This is a genomic window from Paramesorhizobium deserti (assembly GCF_001558695.1).
Classification (GTDB): domain Bacteria; phylum Pseudomonadota; class Alphaproteobacteria; order Rhizobiales; family Rhizobiaceae; genus Paramesorhizobium; species Paramesorhizobium deserti.
Window position 1 is genome coordinate 21,449 of record NZ_LNTU01000041.1, and the last position, 15,989, is coordinate 37,437.

Consider the following 15,989-nt stretch of genomic DNA (forward strand, 5'->3'; position numbering starts at 1 on the left):
CATGATCGGCCTCCTTTGGTTGGTTCCGATATCTTGACGACGCTGAATCCAACAAAGTGACATGCGCGTCAGATTTTCTGCTGCGGCCATTCCACGAGTCCGCGCTTTTGACTACTGATTCACACGGGGATGGTGCGCTCAGCGAAGCATCAAGATACCATTTGCCGCCGCTTCCGACTTTGATGGCCAGAGGAACTTGGTGTCAATGAACAGCGGTAATCCCGCCCTTGTTGCGATCCGCGGGCGGCGCCCTGTGAATTGTGCCGAGATAGCGTTCCAGAATACCCCAGTCGTCGGTGCGTCCGCGAAAGCCGATATGACCATCCGGGCGCACGAGGATCAGCGTACCGTCCCCTGCGTCATAGGCGCGACGGAGCCTTGTCCCTTCCTCTTGATCGCTGTTGATCCTGATCATCGTGACTGGAAGTCCGTGGCGGTCCAAGTGCCGCTCGGCTGTCTTGCCGAAGACGATGAGCGTGAATGCCGTGGGGGAAAACAGTTCGTGTAGGCGCCGCCCTTGCCAAACGCCATCCGGGGCGCGGTCGCCCGCTCTCGCGCTTCTACTGCTGTTCGTCTGCTCGCTCAGCCACGATCGATCCCGATAGTGCTGGTCGAGTTGCGAGAGCTGTCGACTGACCCGGCGCTCCAGAAACCGGCTGCGAGTGAGCAGCCAGAAGGCCGCGTCGCGGGCGGCGCGGGCCAGCGGGTTGCGTAACGCGAAACTCCTGCGGCGCTGCTCGACCTCAGCGATCACCTGCGCACCGATAGGCCACCGTTCGGCATGGTAGGTCTCGAGCAACCGGGAATCAGCCAGGCCGCGTTCGAACAGGGCGAGCTTCCAGCAAAGATTGAACGCGTCGAGGATGCCGGTGTTCATCCCTTGCCCGCCGAAAGGCGGAAAGACGTGAGCCGCATCCCCAGCGAGGAAGACTCTACCGCTGCGGTATGCTCGCGCGTGGCGCACCTGAACCCGGTAGAGGGACCGCCATTCTACGTCATTGATCTGCGGGGCGCTCAGCCTTGCACCGCGCGCGCGGAGCAATTCGGCGGGATCGAAGCTGTCTTCGTCGTCTTTCTCTTTTGCATGTTCAGTAACGTCGACGAAAAGCCGCCACTGACGGGGATCCTCCGATATCCGCATCATCATCATCGGACCTTCCCGGCCCAGCACCGTCGCTGACATGTCGGTCGACAATGGCGATTCCAACTTCAAGTCAGCCAGATAGAAAGCTTGTCCGGTTCCGAAGCCTTCGAACGCGATTCCCGCAGCGCCGCGGACAGTGCTGTGCGCGCCGTCAGCACCGATCACCCAGTCATAGATAGTCCTGCTTCCATCGGCGAATGTCGCGACCGTCTCATCGGCGCGATTTTCCACGCCGGTGCATTCAGTGTTCCATTCGACCTGGACACCCAGGCAACGCGCGCGTTCTGCGAGCAAGTCGTCAAGGACCGATTGCGAGGCGACATAAGTATGAGGAAATCGGCTCTCGGGCGGGTACGGATCGAGACGCCCGACAAGGCCGCGTTCGTTGTAGACGACCGATGCGCCAAGACGGAGACTGTGCGTTTCCAGGTCGCGAGCGACACCGAGCCGGTCGAGCGCCTCCATCGTCCTCGCTTGAGTTCCGAGCGCCCGCGATGTCGTTGCCGTACTTTTTCGTTTGTCGACGATCCGGACGTCGCAGCCCCAGAGCTTAAGCGCGATTGCCGAGCACAATCCTGCTGGTCCTGCTCCGACCACCAATACTGACATCGCGGTACCCCGCTTTCATTTGCTCCGCTGCCTTGGCCGACGGGCGCGCATTGGCAATGACCGGTCTATACGCCGCCGCTGCGTGCTGTCCTCCTCGCCACCGCGATCTTGCCACGCAGCTCGTCGTGAACCACCGACGGCGCGACCCGCAAGATTTGTCCTTCGGCGTCGCGCCCGGCCGGTTTTTACTCTTTGCTCACTGGTTGAGGCGCCCCTGCTGTCGGAGCGCTATCTGATTGCCGTCGGGGTCCAGTGCCGTTGCCCGCACGCCGTATGCATAGTCCTCGGGCTCGGGTTCGATAAACGGCACCCCGCGCTCCTTAAGCATGGCAAAATCCTTCCGGAGATCGTCCGTTTGAAGGAAGATCATGCCGATCTTGTCCGTGTCGGACGCCGCGCGGCCTCCGGTGCCGGGCCAGAGCAGGACGGGCAATCCCTGATGTTTATAGTGTATCACCAAAAATCGACCTTCTGGTCCCGGATTATCGGCCATCAACTCGAAGCCGAAATTGGTCGTATAGAAGTCCAACGACCTATCTTGGTCCGATACGAATAGCGTCGCGAACATGACTTTGCTGAACATCTGCATTCTCCAAGGCTGCTGGGACGCAGTGTTGACGATCGGCAAGCGTCAAATGTGACATGCACCCTAAAAAAATGAGCCGTTCCAGCGCGACGGACGCGACTTCGGAGGGACTGAGAAACCGACCCCACTCGGTCCGATCGAGCAGCGATAAGGCGAGATCGGACGGAAGATGGATTCAGAATGAAGTCCACCCTTCTCTGGCTCCGACACGCATAGATGTGTCAGCTCACGAGAAAGCCGTTATATGCTAGGCACCCGAGGATGCAATGCGCTAAGAGTCGGCTGGGCAGCAGCCGGAAAATCTTCTCTGAGAAAGCGCAGATGGATTGGAATTCGATACAAATCGCCATTGTCTTGGTTCTCGTGGTCGTGGTCTTCTTCGGCTTCATCCGGGAGCTGATGCCTCCTGATGTTGTTGCCATGAGCGCCGTGGCTCTCCTGGTCGCGCTCGGGATTCTCAATACAGACGATGTCTTGAGCGTGTTCAGCAACAGCGCTCCAGTGACGGTCGGGGCGATGTTTGTCCTGAGCGCGGCACTGGAACGTACCGGTGTCATTGACAGCATAGGTCGAATGGTCGCCGGCGCGGCGAAATGGTCTCCGCTGGCGGCGTTGGTTACGATGATGGTCAGCGTGATGGTGATGTCGGCGTTCATCAACAATACACCGGTGGTTGTCATCCTCACACCGGTGGTGATCAGCCTGGCTACCGCATTGAAGCGGCCTGCCTCCAAGTTTTTGATACCGCTATCGTTCGCCAGCATCTTTGGCGGGACGACCACGCTCATCGGCACGTCGACCAATATCCTGGTGGACGGGGTCGCGCAGGAACAGGGCCTGGCGCCGTTCGGTATGTTCGAGATAACGGCCGCCGGTGCGATAATGGCCGCCGTGGGCGTTGCCTTCTTGGCGGTCGCCGGACGTTGGCTTCTGCCGGATCGCGACAGCCTGGCCGCCTTGCTGCCTAAATCGGAAGATCGCAAATTCCTGGCAGAGGTGCTGATTCCCGTGGACTCCACTCTCATTGGCAGGACGCTCAAGAACGCCGGCTTTACCGAAGAGCGCGGTTTCAGGGTTGTGGACGTCCTGCGTGACGACGTTTCCCTTCGCTGGAACCTGGACGATCTGGCGTTGAAGGCCGGTGACCGGGTCGTGGTCCGCAGCAAGGTTGGAGATATGTTGGCCCTCCGTGAGGCCAGCGCCGTTGCGTTTGGCACCGGCGAAACACACGCGGTCGAACCGATCGGAACCCGCGAGACTGTCGTGATGGAAGGCATGGTAGGGCCGCAGTCCCGCTTCATCGGCCGTCATGCGGCTGATCTCGATCTTAGGCGCCTGTATGGCGCCTATATGCTGGCAATACATCGCCAGGGCGAGAACATCGGCGGGAATTTCAATGACGTCCGATTGCGGATGGGTGACACGATCCTGCTTGAAGGTCCGGCTGAGAGCATGCGCCGGATGTTTGACTATCGGGAACTGGTCAATCTGGTTCAGCCGAGTGAGAAACCCTTGCGGCGCAATAAAGCGCCAATAGCGATCGGTGCCGTCCTTCTGGTGATGGGGCTGGCCGCGTTCGAGGTGCTTCCCATCGTCGCGCTGGCCCTGATGGCGGCGGTAGCCGTAATAGCGTTAGGGTGCCTTGAGGCGGAAGAGGCCTACACATCGATCAGGTGGAGCATCCTGTTCCTGATCTTTGGTATGCTGGCGCTCGGCATCGCCATGGACAGGACCGGCGCTGCGCGCCTCGTCATTGAAGCATTTGCAAGTCTCGTCAGTTCCATGGGACCGCTCGCCGTCCTTTCAGCCGTCTACCTGATCACATCGCTTCTCACCGAGATGATGAGCAACAATGCTGCCGCCATCTTGCTCACCCCGATTGCGGCGGGACTTGCGAACGCGCTCGGTGTCGATCCGAGACCATTCGTTGTGGCTGTGATGTTCGCCGCCAGCGCCAGCTTCGCCACGCCCATCGGCTATCAGACGAACACCTTCGTGTATAATGCCGGCGGCTATCGCTTTACGGATTTCATAAAAATCGGCCTGCCGCTCAATGTGCTCATGTGGGCGACCGCGACGGTTGTCATCCCAATCTTCTGGCCATTGTAAGCATGGACACGCGATCCACGCTGTAGCAACGGCGACCGCCGGCCAACGGAATGGAGGGACATTGCGAAGGATGCGGTAAGTGCGGCACCGGAAACGTCCGACTTGTGGTGTAGAGGCGATCCTGCAATCATGCCGCCATGATCGGCGATCTGCATATTCTGCGCCAGCATGTCCTGCTTGCCGGACGGCTGTTTCTGAACTACGGCGCGGTGCTTGCCGCCACATGGATGGCCGGCACCCTGCTCGCTACACTTTTGATGATGCTTGCGGTCGAGATCGGTTTCACCAATCGGCTGGCCGGGTTGATCGCATTGGTACCTGTTATCCTGTTGCAGCTGGTTCTGTTCGTCGCCATGTTCGTGATCCTGCGCGATGGGCTGCCGGTGCTGCGCTTCCGCGCAAGGCGTCACCGCGACGCGCCGGTGCCGGAGGAAGGCGCCGCAGAGACCCATATGGGCATCGGTATGCTGGCGGCGGCGCTGCTTGCGGTGCTCATCCCTTTCTACGGCTATTATGCCGGCTGGGGCCTGCTGGGAAACACGCTGCGGGACTATTCGAAGACCTTCCTTGCTACCTCGATGGAGCGGATCGAATTCTCGGATACCCCGACCGAGCGCGCGCCCACCGCGCTAGAGGTGGACAGCACGCTTTGGGTCGTGGCCGCCGTTCTGCTGATCTGGGCGATCCGGCGTGGCGCCAAGGCCATGCACAAGCGCAACGAGGCGGGGATCTGGCCCCTGCTGGTCGTCGCCTGCGAGGCAAGCTGGGCCGTGCTCGGCCTTTATGTAATCTCGAGCTGGCAGACGAGCTTCGTCGAATGGCTGGCCCAGCTGCCTTCACCTGGCGAATTATGGCGAAATCTGCTCCCGCCCGCCTCGGCCGAGGTGGTGAATGCCGCGACGCGTCCGGCGGACTGGCCCCCCGTTTTTCAGCCTGGCCCGTGGCTGACCGCACTGTTCTGGTATGCGCTGCTGCCACTGATCTGGTTCAACCTCGGCGCCATCGTCTACGGTCACGACTTGAACCTGATGAGCGAGGAAACTCAACGCTCGGCCGGGAGGGTGCTGGAACGCTGGCGGGCGCTGCCAAAACCGCTGCGGGACTTCATCGGCCATTTCTGGGTTGGACTCGTCAAGCGCTGGCACGCGGTGGCGAACGGGGTGTTGCTGGCTGGATCGGCGGGTTTCGCGCTGACCGTCTCGGTCCTGGTGCTTTGGCGACTAGCCGATTGGGCCGGCCGCTGGGTCTGGGTTGGGCTGGCCGAGTTGATCGGGCCGCGGGATTTGCCGGTCTGGCAGGTGGTGCAATACCCGTTGAACCTGCTGTTTGGCGCGCCCGGCCAGCCGCAGGACGGGGTCGTGGTCTGCGTCATGCAGTTCTGTATCCTCGCTGCCGGACTAGAACTGGCCGGACGCGCCCAGGCGGCTACTGCAGCGCCCGCACCGCGGGCGTGATCGGAAATTCCAGCCCATCGGGGCGCGTCCCCAGGGCCGAGACGCGCAGCTTGGCCCCTTTCAGCAAATCGGCCGGCACCAGGAACAACTGGTCAGACAAAATCTCCTGGCCCTCCGGTGGCGCATTATAGGGCACGGGCGTGCAGCGCCCCTTGCTTTCGCCGTCGGGAGAGATCGCCTTGATTGCCCCATCGGTATTGGCTGTCTGCAGTGGCCGCCAGACTCGTCCCGACCCGTCGCTCAGGCTCACGTCGCAGCCGATCCAGGCTTGCCGCGCCGCCTCATTGCTACGCAGCGCCAGGCGCACCACGATGACCGCGCGTTCGGGCCGGCTGGGCGCGGTCGCCGCCCAGACCTGTGCGACCCGGACATGGACCCCGTGCAGCTCAGCCCCGGCTTGACCCGCCTGCGTTATGTTCCATTCGCGGGCGCGGCGCAGATCCGTAATATCGGTCAGCGCCCCGATCGCGACGGTCGCCAATAAGAGCAGCATGGCGAGGATGATCCAGACAAGATGCTTCATGGATCGATCCGCACGAGTGGCAGCTTGTCGGCGGGCAGCGGCGGCGGGGCGAGATGCAGGGCGCTGTCGAAAACCGCGTTGAAGCTATTGGTCAGGACCATTTCGCCGCCCGCGATCTCGTCCTCAGGCAGTTCGAAGACGGCGATGGCGCGATCCGTGAGGCCGGGCTGGAACCATCGGCTGTCGAGTCCGGTGGGAATGCCTTGGGCACGCCGCGACAGGGCGTAGTCGCGGCCGCTCGCGCCACGCCAGGTGGCGCCGATCTGCTGCGAAGCCACGGTGGCCTCGGCCTCGATCTCGGCGATCAGGAACACGCCGTCCGTGTCGCGGACGAGATCCCTGCCAAACCGCCGGAAGGCGATCCGTTCGGCGAGGCGTGCGCCGGTGAAGCGAGCCCGAAAGCTACGCGCCTCGCCCGTTTCACCCGTCGCGAGATGGCTGCGAAAGGGCTGGACGACGCTGTTGTAATCCGGCGCCGTCTGCATCATCACGCCCAGCAGAGCGCCGCCGACCAGCACGATTGCGATGTTGGCAGGGCGGATCATGGCGCTCCTGCCGGCGTTATGGACATGCGGGCAGCCGGCTGGAAGAGCAGCCAACTGGACTTGCCGTAGAGGTTGTCCCTGAGCTTGAAAGTCTGCCGGTGAAAGGTCAGCGAGACCGGCCCGGGCCGCCAGTCTGGCGGGGTCTGCCAGACCAGCGTGATCCGTTCGGCAAGGCGCGGGTGTAACTGCGCCAGCGGTTCGCCGTCGCGGTCGAGGATGATGTCCGGCTCGGGCAAAGGGGCGCCGCCGACGGTAAGTTCGGGGGGATGTGGCGGAAAGCCGAAGACAGAGCTTTCGGTGTCGCCGGTCAGGTTCAGCAGCCGCGCTTGCAGCAGCAACCGCTTCGGTTTGCCCTCACGTTCGGGCGGTGCCAGCGAGAGAGACAGCGGCGTGATCTCGACCCAGCCCAGATCGATCGGCTGCCCGGGGGCGATCTGAGGCGGATCCTTAGGCACCCGTGCGTCCTCGACCTTCAGCCAGAGGCCGAACAGTATAGCAGCCATAACGCCGACCGAGGCAGCCAGGCGCCCCTTTAGATGTTGAAGCAGGGAGGTTCGTTGCTTTCCCGTCATGTGGGGATCAAGGCCGGCGCCACTGTGCCGGCACAAGATCCGGGAGCGAAGGCTCGGCGGAAGCCGGCCGGGCGAGAATATTCTCTCTCTCCGCCCGATGCCGCCGCAATGCAAAGGCTGCGACGTCCGGCTCCGTCATGTGACGCCGGCTTTCGCCGCGATCGCGACGCGGCTCCGGCTTTTCCAAAGTTCCGACCATGCGAACGGTCACATACAGGCTGCCCCTCGATGATGAGACGGCAGGCCGAAACAAGGTGTTTCAGATGATGCTGCATGACGCGTCGAGGGGCCGGCAGCGCGAGCAGCATTTCAGACGCAGAGACGGGCTCCATCTGCCGGCTTATGAGATTTTCGAACGCCGCGAGGGCATCGCCGGGGATTTGTTTCACCACGAGTTTTCCTCAGCGCTGAGCTTAGGTCAATCATGTTGGAGATAAGCATAACAATCAAGCCTGCGTGCAAAATTCCGACATGATCGAACTTGTATAAAGCTCAACTCAGGGCGGCGATGCACTCAGTTGCATTAGAAGCCGGTCCATCATCCGGTCACAACAGCCAAGCTGCCCCATGGTGATGTATTCGTCAGGTTTATGGCCCTGTCCTTCCATATTGCCCGGCCCACAAACCACGGCGGGGATGCCGAGTTGCGCGAAGTATCCTGCCTCGGTGCCATAGGTGACCTTGATCGTCTCATGCGAGCCGCTCAGCGCTCCCACACGGCGGACCACACGGTGTTCAGGAGCGATTTCGAGGCCCGGATAGGAATTGGTGACTTCGATTTTGATCTCCGCCGTCCTGTCCCGCACGCGGAAGGGGTGGAGGATCTGGTCTACCTCTTGCCGCAGCCGCAACAGAAAAACTTCTGGGCTATCGCCGGGTAGATGGCGCAACTCGAAATCGATCGACGTGCGATCGGGAACGATATTCAGGGCGGTTCCACCCTGCATCCACCCTGCATGGACTGTAGAATAGGGCACGTCATACCCCGCATCCTGCGTGACCGAAGCAGCATATTCATCCTGTATCCTGCGTAGGGCCATGATGAACTCGGCGGCGATATGCAGCGCATTGACATAGTGCGGTGCCAGGGACGAATGGCCGGCGCTGCCGCGGCATGTAGCCCGCAACGCAACCTTGCCTTTGTGCCCGGTGGCTGGTCGCATTCCCGTCGGCTCGCCGACAATGCATAGTTCGGGCTGCCAGCCGAGCGCCTCATATCCTGGCAACATCTGCCGGATGCCGACACAGCCAACCTCTTCATCATAGGAGATCGCAAGCATCAACGGTTGCTCGGGCGGCCTTTTCGCCGCCCGAGTGGCGAGCGATAGCATCGACGCGAGATAGCCTTTCATATCCGTCGTGCCCCGACCGTAAAGCTTGCCGCCTTCGCATGTCATCTGGAATGGCGGGCGGGTCCAGTGCTGCCCCTCGACCGGCACGACATCGCTGTGCGCCGACAGGATGACGCCGCCTGGTCCATCGGGGCCAAGTCGCGCCATCAGTCCCGCCTTGCGCCCGGAGGGATCGGGCAGACGATGGGTCTGGAAGCCGGCTCCAATCAGATGCCGTTCCGCGAAATCAATCAAATCCAGATTGCTGTCTGCACTAATCGTGGGGAAAGCAACCAGCCGTTCCAATAGTTCCAGCGTGGCTGCATAGGGCGCGGCCGTATCAGTCATGAAGGTACAAGTCAGGAGAGGGAGTGTGTTCCACTGCCAGCTCGATGATCTGCGATGTGTGATGCATTTCGCCCTGTTCGGTGACGACGACACCCCAGCCTTCCTCGGCCTTGATGCCACGCATCTCGGCAGTGGCCGAGGGATCGCGGTATCCGCCACCATTGCAGTGAGATACCGGTTTGAAGCGGTTCCTGGCCGTTACCGGGCCAATATGCATGGGTTCCAAGAGCGTATCGTATCGAGCGTCGCGCAATCCTGCCTCCCCTTTTGATCTGCGCCAGCATAGGAAGTACGAGATCGAAGAAAAGTCAGGATTGCGAAAGCTCTGCTTCGGCGCAGCCTAATCTCGACACGGTGATTTCCCGAGAGGCTGGATTATTCAGTTTTGATTTGCGAAGATGATGCAAGCAGCCGGAGGACGGGTTCGCTCATGGTCCAGGGACTGCCATCTCATTTGACGACACGTTCCGTGCCGAACACACCTTGCTCGATGACGAAGCGGCGGCAATGCTCGAGGAACGCCTGCACCGTCTGTGTGCGATGCTCGGCATTGGGCATAGCCACGCCCATGGTGAGCGGCTTCAGATCGCTCTCCAGAGGCACGAAAACCAGCGGCTTGCCATCAGGGGACATCGTATTGAGGGGCCGCATATTGGCAATGCCATAGCCAAATCCGTTCGCCACCATCGATCGCATCAGCGCTATGTCTCCCGTGCGCTCGGCGATATTCGGTCGCAAACCTCTGTTCTGAAACGCCGAGAGGAAATATTCACGGCTGAAGGGGAGGTCGAGCAGAACCATTGGTTCCTCGACGAGCTCTTCTGGCGTAATGCCCTTCTGTAACGCGAGGCGATGCCCGGCTGGCAGCATGGCATAGGCGGGCAACTGCATCAGCGGCTCGAACGTCAAATCCTGCGACAGTTCGAGATCATACGTCAACGCGACATCGATCTCACCGCGCTGCAGCATCTCAAGCAACTGGCCCTGATGGCGCTCGAACTGCCTGACACGGACCTCCGGAAAGGCATCCTCGAATTTTCGGCGAAGCTCGGGGAGAACGATTTGCGCAAAGGTCAGCAAACAGCCCACCGCCAGCGGGCCGCGGACCTTTTCAGAAATATCGGCGGCGATATCGTGAAGAGCATCCGCATCACCGAGCAGGCGCTGAGCCTGCTTGAGGAACACGCGCCCGCCCGCGGTGAGCGAGAGGCCATGTGAATGTTTGCGGACAAAAAGCTGGATACCGAACTCTTCCTCGAGCTGGGCAATCGATGCAGAAATCGAGGGAGGCGAGACATTAACCTGTTCCGCAGCCTTGGCTATCGAGCCGGCCTCGCCCACGGCAACGAAATATTCCAGTTGTCTAAGCGTGAAGCGGAGTGGCATGGATGGCTATATCGCTGGTTTCTGCTTTGGAATCAAGCGATCGGCATCCCTTCAATGTTTGATCAGGTTGTCTTGAGCGCGCTGTATCTGCCGAGCGAATGAAGCGACAGATCCCGCTTATCGTTCGGTATCATGCTGTCGAAATGGCGGCCTGCGTGTAGCTGCCCCGTCCGCTTCAAGACCTTGTCGCGGAAACGGATCTGAGCCGCCTTTTCGATCCAATCTTCGTGGCTCGGCTCACTCGTTTTGGAGTCCCGCCTGTTACATGTCCTGAATGGCGGGACTGTTCGTCGTAAAGAATACTGAGGCCGTCCCCCTCAAGCGGCCGCGCCGCCGTTAGAAGCAGTGCGACCGATATTGCCTCACATGTCGACCCATTTGCCGTCGCGAACGACGTGGAGATCTATCTCCACTGCCATGTCGATCTGGCCAGCCTCGTCGAAGGAGATGTTGCCGAGTATCCCATCATGATGAATGTTGCGGATGGCCTCGCTCAGCGCTCCCTTGTCCTCTATGCCGTGCTCCTTGATGACCGTAAGCAGGATTTGCGCCGCCTCATAGGCATATTTCGCATAGGATCCCGCAGGCTCGGCAAAACCCTTGGCCTCATAGGCCTTTTCAAACGCTTCCAGCTTCGGGTTGGACTGTACCGACGGGGTGCCCACGATCGTGCCCTCGGCAGCAGCACCGGCGATCTCGATGAACTTCGGATCGAAGATCCCCGATATACCGTACATCGGCAGACCGCCCATGCCGAGGTCCGCCATCTGGCTGCGTACGAGAGCCGCCTCGGTCACGACACCACCGAAATAGACGGCATCTGGAGCCGCCGCCTTGGCAGTGGTGAGCATGGCGCGGAAATCCGTGGTTCCTACCGCCGCGGCGTCGGATGAAACGATCTCACCGCCAGCCGCGGTGAAGAACTCGGTAAACCATTTGGTGTTGGCCACGCCATAGTCCGTGGTGTCGGAGATGATCGCGATCTTTTTGACCTTGCCGTCTTTGATGATGGCTTCGGCGAGAGGCTTGTTCTCGTTGACGAGCGTAGGCGTGACACGCGTAACGTTGGGAAGGTTTTGCTCGGTGATTTTGGGGCTGACGGCGCCCCAGATGATGAACGGCATCTGCGCGCGGTTGAAGACGGGCATGGTCGCCAGGGCGACAGGGCTGTTCCAGTGTCCGGTTGCGCCGACGACGGCCGGATCATTCACGAGCTTCTGGGCTGCGGATACGCCGACACTCGGGTCGGAAGCGTCGTCGAGAACCACAGCCTCTACCTCGTAGGGGTAGCCGGCAGCATTGGCCTGCTCGACAGCCAGCAGGAAGCCGTTGCGTGCGCCGAGGCCCTGCTGGGCGTTGCCGCCCGACAATGGCCCGATGAAGCCCAGTTTGATCTGCTCGGCCTGGGCTTGAGCAACGCCCAATGCGAGTGCAAGCACGGAGCTGGCAATGAAGAAGGATACGCTTCTGAGCGCTTTTAGCCTGGTTTTCATGTTCCACCTCTAAAGGGATTATCTACCGCAATGCCTGCGGCCTGCCGGTCGTTATCGTCGGCTTAGGCGAACTCTAATTACCTGTGGTGTGTTGTGAAATTCGGAAATTGCTATTCGTGACTTCGGAGATTCATTATGGGCGCTCGCCGGGATCGCTGATAGTCCTCCCCCAATTATAAGAAGAGGCGGAACGGATGACGGAACTGTTTGTCCAGCAATCAGTGAACTGGATTACCCTTGGTTCTATCTACGCCTTGCTCGCCATAGGGTTCAGCCTCATCTTCGGCGTTCTCAACGTCATTCATTTTTCCCATGGCGATGTGGCGATGACCGCGCCTTTCATCGCACTGGCGCTAGTGCAGGCGCTGGCCGTGGCGCTGGGGGCTTCCGGGCCGGTCTGGCTGGTTCTGGCAACCATTGCCGCCGTCATCGCAGTGGGTCTGATTGGCGCTGTGCTCGACAAGGTCGTCATTCGTCGTTTCCGAGAGGCGCCGGCGATGATGGCGTTGGTGGCGACGGTGGCGCTTGGCATCGTCATCCGTGAACTCATCCGCCATCTCTATCCGCAAGGATCCAACCCGCATGCCTTTCCGCGCCTGGTGTCAGGTGTGGCATTCGAGATCACCGGTGTGTCGGTAAGCTGGTTCGCCCTCCTCGTCGTCGGGCTGACGACGCTGTTGGTAGCGTTATTATTCGTCTTCCTGCGGCTGACCCCGCTTGGCCTGCGCATCCGCGCCGCATCCGAGGACCGGGTGGTCGCGCGGATGATGGGGATACGCGATGGCCGCGTCTTTCGGGCGACTTTCTTCATCGCCTCCGCGATCGGCGCGATCGCGGGGTTGCTCTTCGCGAGCTATGCGGGCGTCACACGGTTCGACTTCGGCGTGATGGCCGGTCTGCTCGGCTTCTCGGCGGCGGTTATCGGCGGGCTGGGCTCGATGCCGGGCGCTATCGCCGGAGGACTGATCATCGCCGGCATCGAGGTGCTGGCCCAGACCTTCGTTCCGGACGGAGCGTCCTATCGGCTCGTCTTCGTCTTCATTCTTGTCATTGTCGTGCTTGTCTTCCGCCCCGCCGGCCTGCTGGGGCGAACCATCATGGAGAAGGTCTAGCAATGGGACTTTCCGCTTCGCCCGCTGCTCCAGGAGCAGCCGCTGCCGCCGCATTTACAATCCTGTCACAGCTTTGCGGCGCCGCCTTTCTCTATGTGCTTCTCAAGGCTGACGGTAGCTGGCAGGTGATGGGGCTCCTCGCATTGCTCGGTGTCGGTTTCTTCCTGCTTGAGCGTTTCCCCGGGATAGGCGAATTCATCACGGCCAGCCTGACGCGCGTTCCGCTGGTGACGGCCGCGACGGCCGCCATCATCGTTTTGGGCTTTCCGTTCGTGGTGGGTTCCAACACCTATATACTGCATCTGCTGATCGTGGCGCAGCTCTACGCCGTTCTGGCGCTGGCCCTTAACTTTCAGCTAGGCAGCGCCAACATCCCGAACTTTGCCACCGGCGCTTCCTATGGAATCGGCGCCTACGTATCGGCTTTGCTGGCACTCAATTTCGGCATGAGCTTTTGGTTGACGCTGCCCATTGCAGCGCTGGCCGCGACTTTGTTCGGCTTCATCATAGGCATTCCTTCCATGCGTACGCGCGATACCTATCTGGCGCTTGTCACGATCGCCTTTGGCGTGGTCGTGCAGCAATTGCTTAACAATTTCGACTGGACAGGCGGACCCAATGGTCTGGTCGGCATTCCCGCTCCCAGCCTCTTCGGCCATTCCTTTGCCAGTCCACTACAAGTGTTCGGCTGGAAGCTTCCGAGCCAGGCGAACTTCTATTACCTTGCCGCAGCGCTGGTCGTGGTGGCGGTCGTGACGGCGCAGCGTCTCCACGGCTCGCGCATCGGTCTTGCCTGGAACGCGCTGCGGGCGGACGAGATCGCCGCCAAAGCGCAGGGCATCAACGTTGCCTGGTACAAGGTGCTGGCCTTTGCGGTCGATGCCTTCCTGGCGGCGTTCGCCGGCACGATCTATGCCTTCTACGTCTCCTATATATCGCCTGATAATTTCACCTTTCTGGTCTCGGTGACCATCATGACGATGGTCATTGTCGGCGGTATGGACAATATCTTTGGAGTCATCGTCGGGGCGTTCCTTCTTACGATCCTGCCCGAGAAGCTGCGCGCCTTCTCCGACTATCGCCTGCTCTTCTTCGGTGTTGTCGTCATCGGCTTCCTCATGATCCGTCCTCAGGGACTGTTTCCGCAGCGTCTGCGTCAATATGGAGTCCATCGGTGAGCGCGCTTCTCAGGGTTGAGAATGTGACTATGCGTTTCGGCGGGCTGGTCGCGCTGAACGACGTCACTTTCTCCGTCAAAAAGGGTTCAGTATTGGCGGTGATTGGGCCGAACGGTGCCGGAAAGTCGACATTGTTCAATGTCGTGACGGGGGTCTATAAGCCGACCGCGGGCCGGATGACGTTCGACGGCGCGGACATCACCAGCAAGCCGTCCTACGAGGTGGTGCGGCGAGGGATCGCCCGCACCTTCCAGTCATCGCGCCTTTTCTCGGATCTCAGCGTGCTCGACAATGTCATCATTGGAATGCATACGCGCACGAAGACCGGCGTCCTGGATGCGCTGTTCCGCCCCGGCGCCTCACGCCGCGAGATGGCTGCCTGCGTCGAGAAGGCGGAAGCATTGCTGCAGGCCGGGTCGGGCGATCTCTACGAGCAGCGCAATCGCCCCGCCGGTACGCTGGCCCAGGCCGACCGGCGCAGGCTGGAAATAGCCCGTGCGCTTGCCTCGCAGCCAAAGCTGATCCTGCTTGATGAGCCGTCGGTCGGCATGGACGATAAAGAAACGGATGCGCTGGTGGCCGATATCAAGAGGCTGCGCTCCGGGCATCCCGAACTGTCCGTGATCCTGATCGAACACGATATGCGTGTTGTCGGCGCCTTTCCGGAACACGTTATGTGCATTGACTACGGGAGTCGCATTGCAGAGGGCAGTTTTGAGACGGTGCGCGCCAATCCACGCGTGCAGGAAGCCTATCTGGGAAAGGCAGCCGCCCATGCTTGAGTTGAAAGACGTCGATACCGCCTACGGCGCGGTCCCGATGCTGCGCAATGTGACGATAAGCGTCGGCGCGGGCGAATTAGTCTGTCTGTTGGGGCCGAATGGCGCGGGCAAGACGACCACTTTCATGACTATCTGTGGTGTCGTGCGTGCGCAGCGCGGTCGCGTTGAGCTCATGGGCAAGGACGTTGCAGCGCTTGGCACCGAGAACCTGGCCGCACTCGGTGTCGGCGTCGTTCCCGAAGGGCGGAGGCTATTTCCTGGCCTGACTGTGCTCGAGAACCTGCGCCTTGGCTATGACGCCGTCTCCGGCGGCAAACTGAACTTCGAGGCCCAGCTCGATAAAATGTCGAGCCTGTTTCCGCGCATCCGGGAGCGGTTGCGGCAGGAGGCGGGGACGTTGTCGGGTGGGGAGCAGGCCATGGTCGCGTTGGCGCGGGCCCTGATCGGCGAGCCCAGGCTTGTGATCATGGACGAACCGTCTCTGGGACTTTCGCCTAAGCTGATCGGCGAATATTTCGAAATCACCCAGGAAATTCACCGCTGCGGAACGACCATTCTCCTGATCGAGCAGAATGCCGAGATGGGTCTCAGCATTGCCGATCGCGGCTATCTTCTGGTCAAGGGGAGGGTGGCCCAGGAAGGGCCTGCCAAGGAGCTGCTGTCGTCGAAGGCGGCCAAAAGCCTCTATCTCTGACCTCACCCTGAGATGGATCGAGAAGTGTCGGCGCCCGGCAATTGGAGCACCCGATTTGCTTCAAGCAAGTCGGGTCCTCCGGATTCTTGTTTTATCGCACGACCGGGCGGCGTTCGCCCTGGT

General features: G+C 60.9%; 15 protein-coding genes. 6 read left to right on the forward strand and 9 right to left on the reverse strand.

Features of this window, described 5'->3' with window-relative positions:
* Positions 1-202: 202 nt before the first annotated feature.
* Together ATN84_RS25055 and ATN84_RS25060 are read right to left on the reverse strand one after the other, a co-directional pair.
* On the reverse strand, positions 203-1,753 hold the full coding sequence (locus tag ATN84_RS25055) for an FAD-dependent monooxygenase (RefSeq protein WP_082766501.1): 1,551 nt from the start codon (positions 1,751-1,753) through the stop codon (positions 203-205).
* Between the two features lie 196 nt (positions 1,754-1,949).
* The gene (locus ATN84_RS25060; RefSeq protein ID WP_068885251.1) at positions 1,950-2,336 is read right to left on the reverse strand and encodes a VOC family protein; all 387 of its coding nucleotides are present in this window, start codon (positions 2,334-2,336) and stop codon (positions 1,950-1,952) included.
* Between the two features lie 324 nt (positions 2,337-2,660).
* On the opposite strand from ATN84_RS25060, the gene ATN84_RS25065 reads away from it, so the two are divergent.
* Together ATN84_RS25065 and ATN84_RS25070 are read left to right on the forward strand one after the other, a co-directional pair.
* On the forward strand, positions 2,661-4,448 hold the full coding sequence (locus ATN84_RS25065) for an SLC13 family permease (RefSeq protein WP_068885252.1): 1,788 nt from the start codon (positions 2,661-2,663) through the stop codon (positions 4,446-4,448).
* 137 nt (positions 4,449-4,585) lie between these two features.
* Positions 4,586-5,902, forward strand: a complete 1,317-nt coding sequence (locus tag ATN84_RS25070) for a hypothetical protein (RefSeq protein WP_068885253.1) — start codon at positions 4,586-4,588, stop codon at positions 5,900-5,902.
* On the opposite strand, the gene ATN84_RS25075 is transcribed toward ATN84_RS25070, so the two are convergent.
* The 7 genes from ATN84_RS25075 to ATN84_RS25115 form a co-directional block, all read right to left on the reverse strand.
* Positions 5,874-6,425 carry a hypothetical protein gene (locus ATN84_RS25075; protein ID WP_068885254.1) on the reverse strand — a complete coding sequence of 184 codons (552 nt, stop codon included), beginning with the start codon at positions 6,423-6,425 and terminating at the stop codon, positions 5,874-5,876. The genes ATN84_RS25070 and ATN84_RS25075 overlap by 29 nt on opposite strands.
* Positions 6,422-6,970 (reverse strand): hypothetical protein, encoded by a 549-nt coding sequence (locus ATN84_RS25080; protein WP_068885255.1) that lies wholly within the window; start codon positions 6,968-6,970, stop codon positions 6,422-6,424. The genes ATN84_RS25075 and ATN84_RS25080 overlap by 4 nt, the downstream gene beginning before the upstream one ends.
* Positions 6,967-7,473: a hypothetical protein gene (locus tag ATN84_RS25085; protein ID WP_068885256.1), complete on the reverse strand. Its 507-nt coding sequence runs from the start codon at positions 7,471-7,473 to the stop codon at positions 6,967-6,969. The genes ATN84_RS25080 and ATN84_RS25085 overlap by 4 nt, the downstream gene beginning before the upstream one ends.
* Before the next feature lie 566 nt (positions 7,474-8,039).
* The gene (gene argE, locus ATN84_RS25100; protein WP_068885259.1) at positions 8,040-9,221 is read right to left on the reverse strand and encodes an acetylornithine deacetylase; all 1,182 of its coding nucleotides are present in this window, start codon (positions 9,219-9,221) and stop codon (positions 8,040-8,042) included.
* The gene (locus tag ATN84_RS25105; RefSeq protein ID WP_068885260.1) at positions 9,214-9,474 is read right to left on the reverse strand and encodes a beta/alpha barrel domain-containing protein; all 261 of its coding nucleotides are present in this window, start codon (positions 9,472-9,474) and stop codon (positions 9,214-9,216) included. The genes argE and ATN84_RS25105 overlap by 8 nt, the downstream gene beginning before the upstream one ends.
* Positions 9,475-9,671: 197 nt before the next feature.
* A complete protein-coding gene (locus ATN84_RS25110) occupies positions 9,672-10,607 on the reverse strand; it encodes a LysR substrate-binding domain-containing protein (protein WP_068885261.1) in 936 nt (311 codons plus the stop codon).
* 362 nt (positions 10,608-10,969) lie between these two features.
* A complete protein-coding gene (locus ATN84_RS25115; protein WP_068885262.1) occupies positions 10,970-12,100 on the reverse strand; it encodes a branched-chain amino acid ABC transporter substrate-binding protein in 1,131 nt (376 codons plus the stop codon).
* A gap of 194 nt (positions 12,101-12,294) precedes the next feature.
* Between ATN84_RS25115 and ATN84_RS25120 the strand changes: the two genes are divergently transcribed.
* Genes ATN84_RS25120 through ATN84_RS25135 form a run of 4 tightly spaced genes read left to right on the forward strand, consistent with a single transcriptional unit; the run spans position 12,295 to position 15,866 of the window.
* A complete protein-coding gene (locus tag ATN84_RS25120; RefSeq protein ID WP_068885263.1) occupies positions 12,295-13,212 on the forward strand; it encodes a branched-chain amino acid ABC transporter permease in 918 nt (305 codons plus the stop codon).
* A 2-nt stretch (positions 13,213-13,214) separates the two neighbouring features.
* Complete coding sequence (locus ATN84_RS25125) at positions 13,215-14,390, forward strand: branched-chain amino acid ABC transporter permease (protein ID WP_068885264.1); 1,176 nt, start codon at positions 13,215-13,217, stop codon at positions 14,388-14,390.
* Positions 14,387-15,172: an ABC transporter ATP-binding protein gene (locus tag ATN84_RS25130; protein WP_244491219.1), complete on the forward strand. Its 786-nt coding sequence runs from the start codon at positions 14,387-14,389 to the stop codon at positions 15,170-15,172. Before ATN84_RS25125 ends, ATN84_RS25130 begins: the two co-directional genes overlap by 4 nt.
* Positions 15,165-15,866, forward strand: coding sequence for an ABC transporter ATP-binding protein (locus ATN84_RS25135; RefSeq protein WP_068885266.1), 702 nt, complete (start codon positions 15,165-15,167; stop codon positions 15,864-15,866). The genes ATN84_RS25130 and ATN84_RS25135 overlap by 8 nt, the downstream gene beginning before the upstream one ends.
* Positions 15,867-15,989: the final 123 nt, after the last annotated feature.

Coding starts and splice junctions, on each gene's coding strand:
- ATN84_RS25055 (WP_082766501.1), bottom strand. CDS start 1,753: ATGTCAGTATTGGTGGTCGGAGCAGGACCAGCAGGATTGTGCTCGGCA.
- ATN84_RS25060 (WP_068885251.1), bottom strand. CDS start 2,336: ATGTTCAGCAAAGTCATGTTCGCGACGCTATTCGTATCGGACCAAGAT.
- ATN84_RS25065 (WP_068885252.1), top strand. CDS start 2,661: ATGGATTGGAATTCGATACAAATCGCCATTGTCTTGGTTCTCGTGGTC.
- ATN84_RS25070 (WP_068885253.1), top strand. CDS start 4,586: ATGATCGGCGATCTGCATATTCTGCGCCAGCATGTCCTGCTTGCCGGA.
- ATN84_RS25075 (WP_068885254.1), bottom strand. CDS start 6,425: ATGAAGCATCTTGTCTGGATCATCCTCGCCATGCTGCTCTTATTGGCG.
- ATN84_RS25080 (WP_068885255.1), bottom strand. CDS start 6,970: ATGATCCGCCCTGCCAACATCGCAATCGTGCTGGTCGGCGGCGCTCTG.
- ATN84_RS25085 (WP_068885256.1), bottom strand. CDS start 7,473: ATGGCTGCTATACTGTTCGGCCTCTGGCTGAAGGTCGAGGACGCACGG.
- argE (WP_068885259.1), bottom strand. CDS start 9,221: ATGACTGATACGGCCGCGCCCTATGCAGCCACGCTGGAACTATTGGAA.
- ATN84_RS25110 (WP_068885261.1), bottom strand. CDS start 10,607: ATGCCACTCCGCTTCACGCTTAGACAACTGGAATATTTCGTTGCCGTG.
- ATN84_RS25115 (WP_068885262.1), bottom strand. CDS start 12,100: ATGAAAACCAGGCTAAAAGCGCTCAGAAGCGTATCCTTCTTCATTGCC.
- ATN84_RS25120 (WP_068885263.1), top strand. CDS start 12,295: ATGACGGAACTGTTTGTCCAGCAATCAGTGAACTGGATTACCCTTGGT.
- ATN84_RS25125 (WP_068885264.1), top strand. CDS start 13,215: ATGGGACTTTCCGCTTCGCCCGCTGCTCCAGGAGCAGCCGCTGCCGCC.
- ATN84_RS25135 (WP_068885266.1), top strand. CDS start 15,165: ATGCTTGAGTTGAAAGACGTCGATACCGCCTACGGCGCGGTCCCGATG.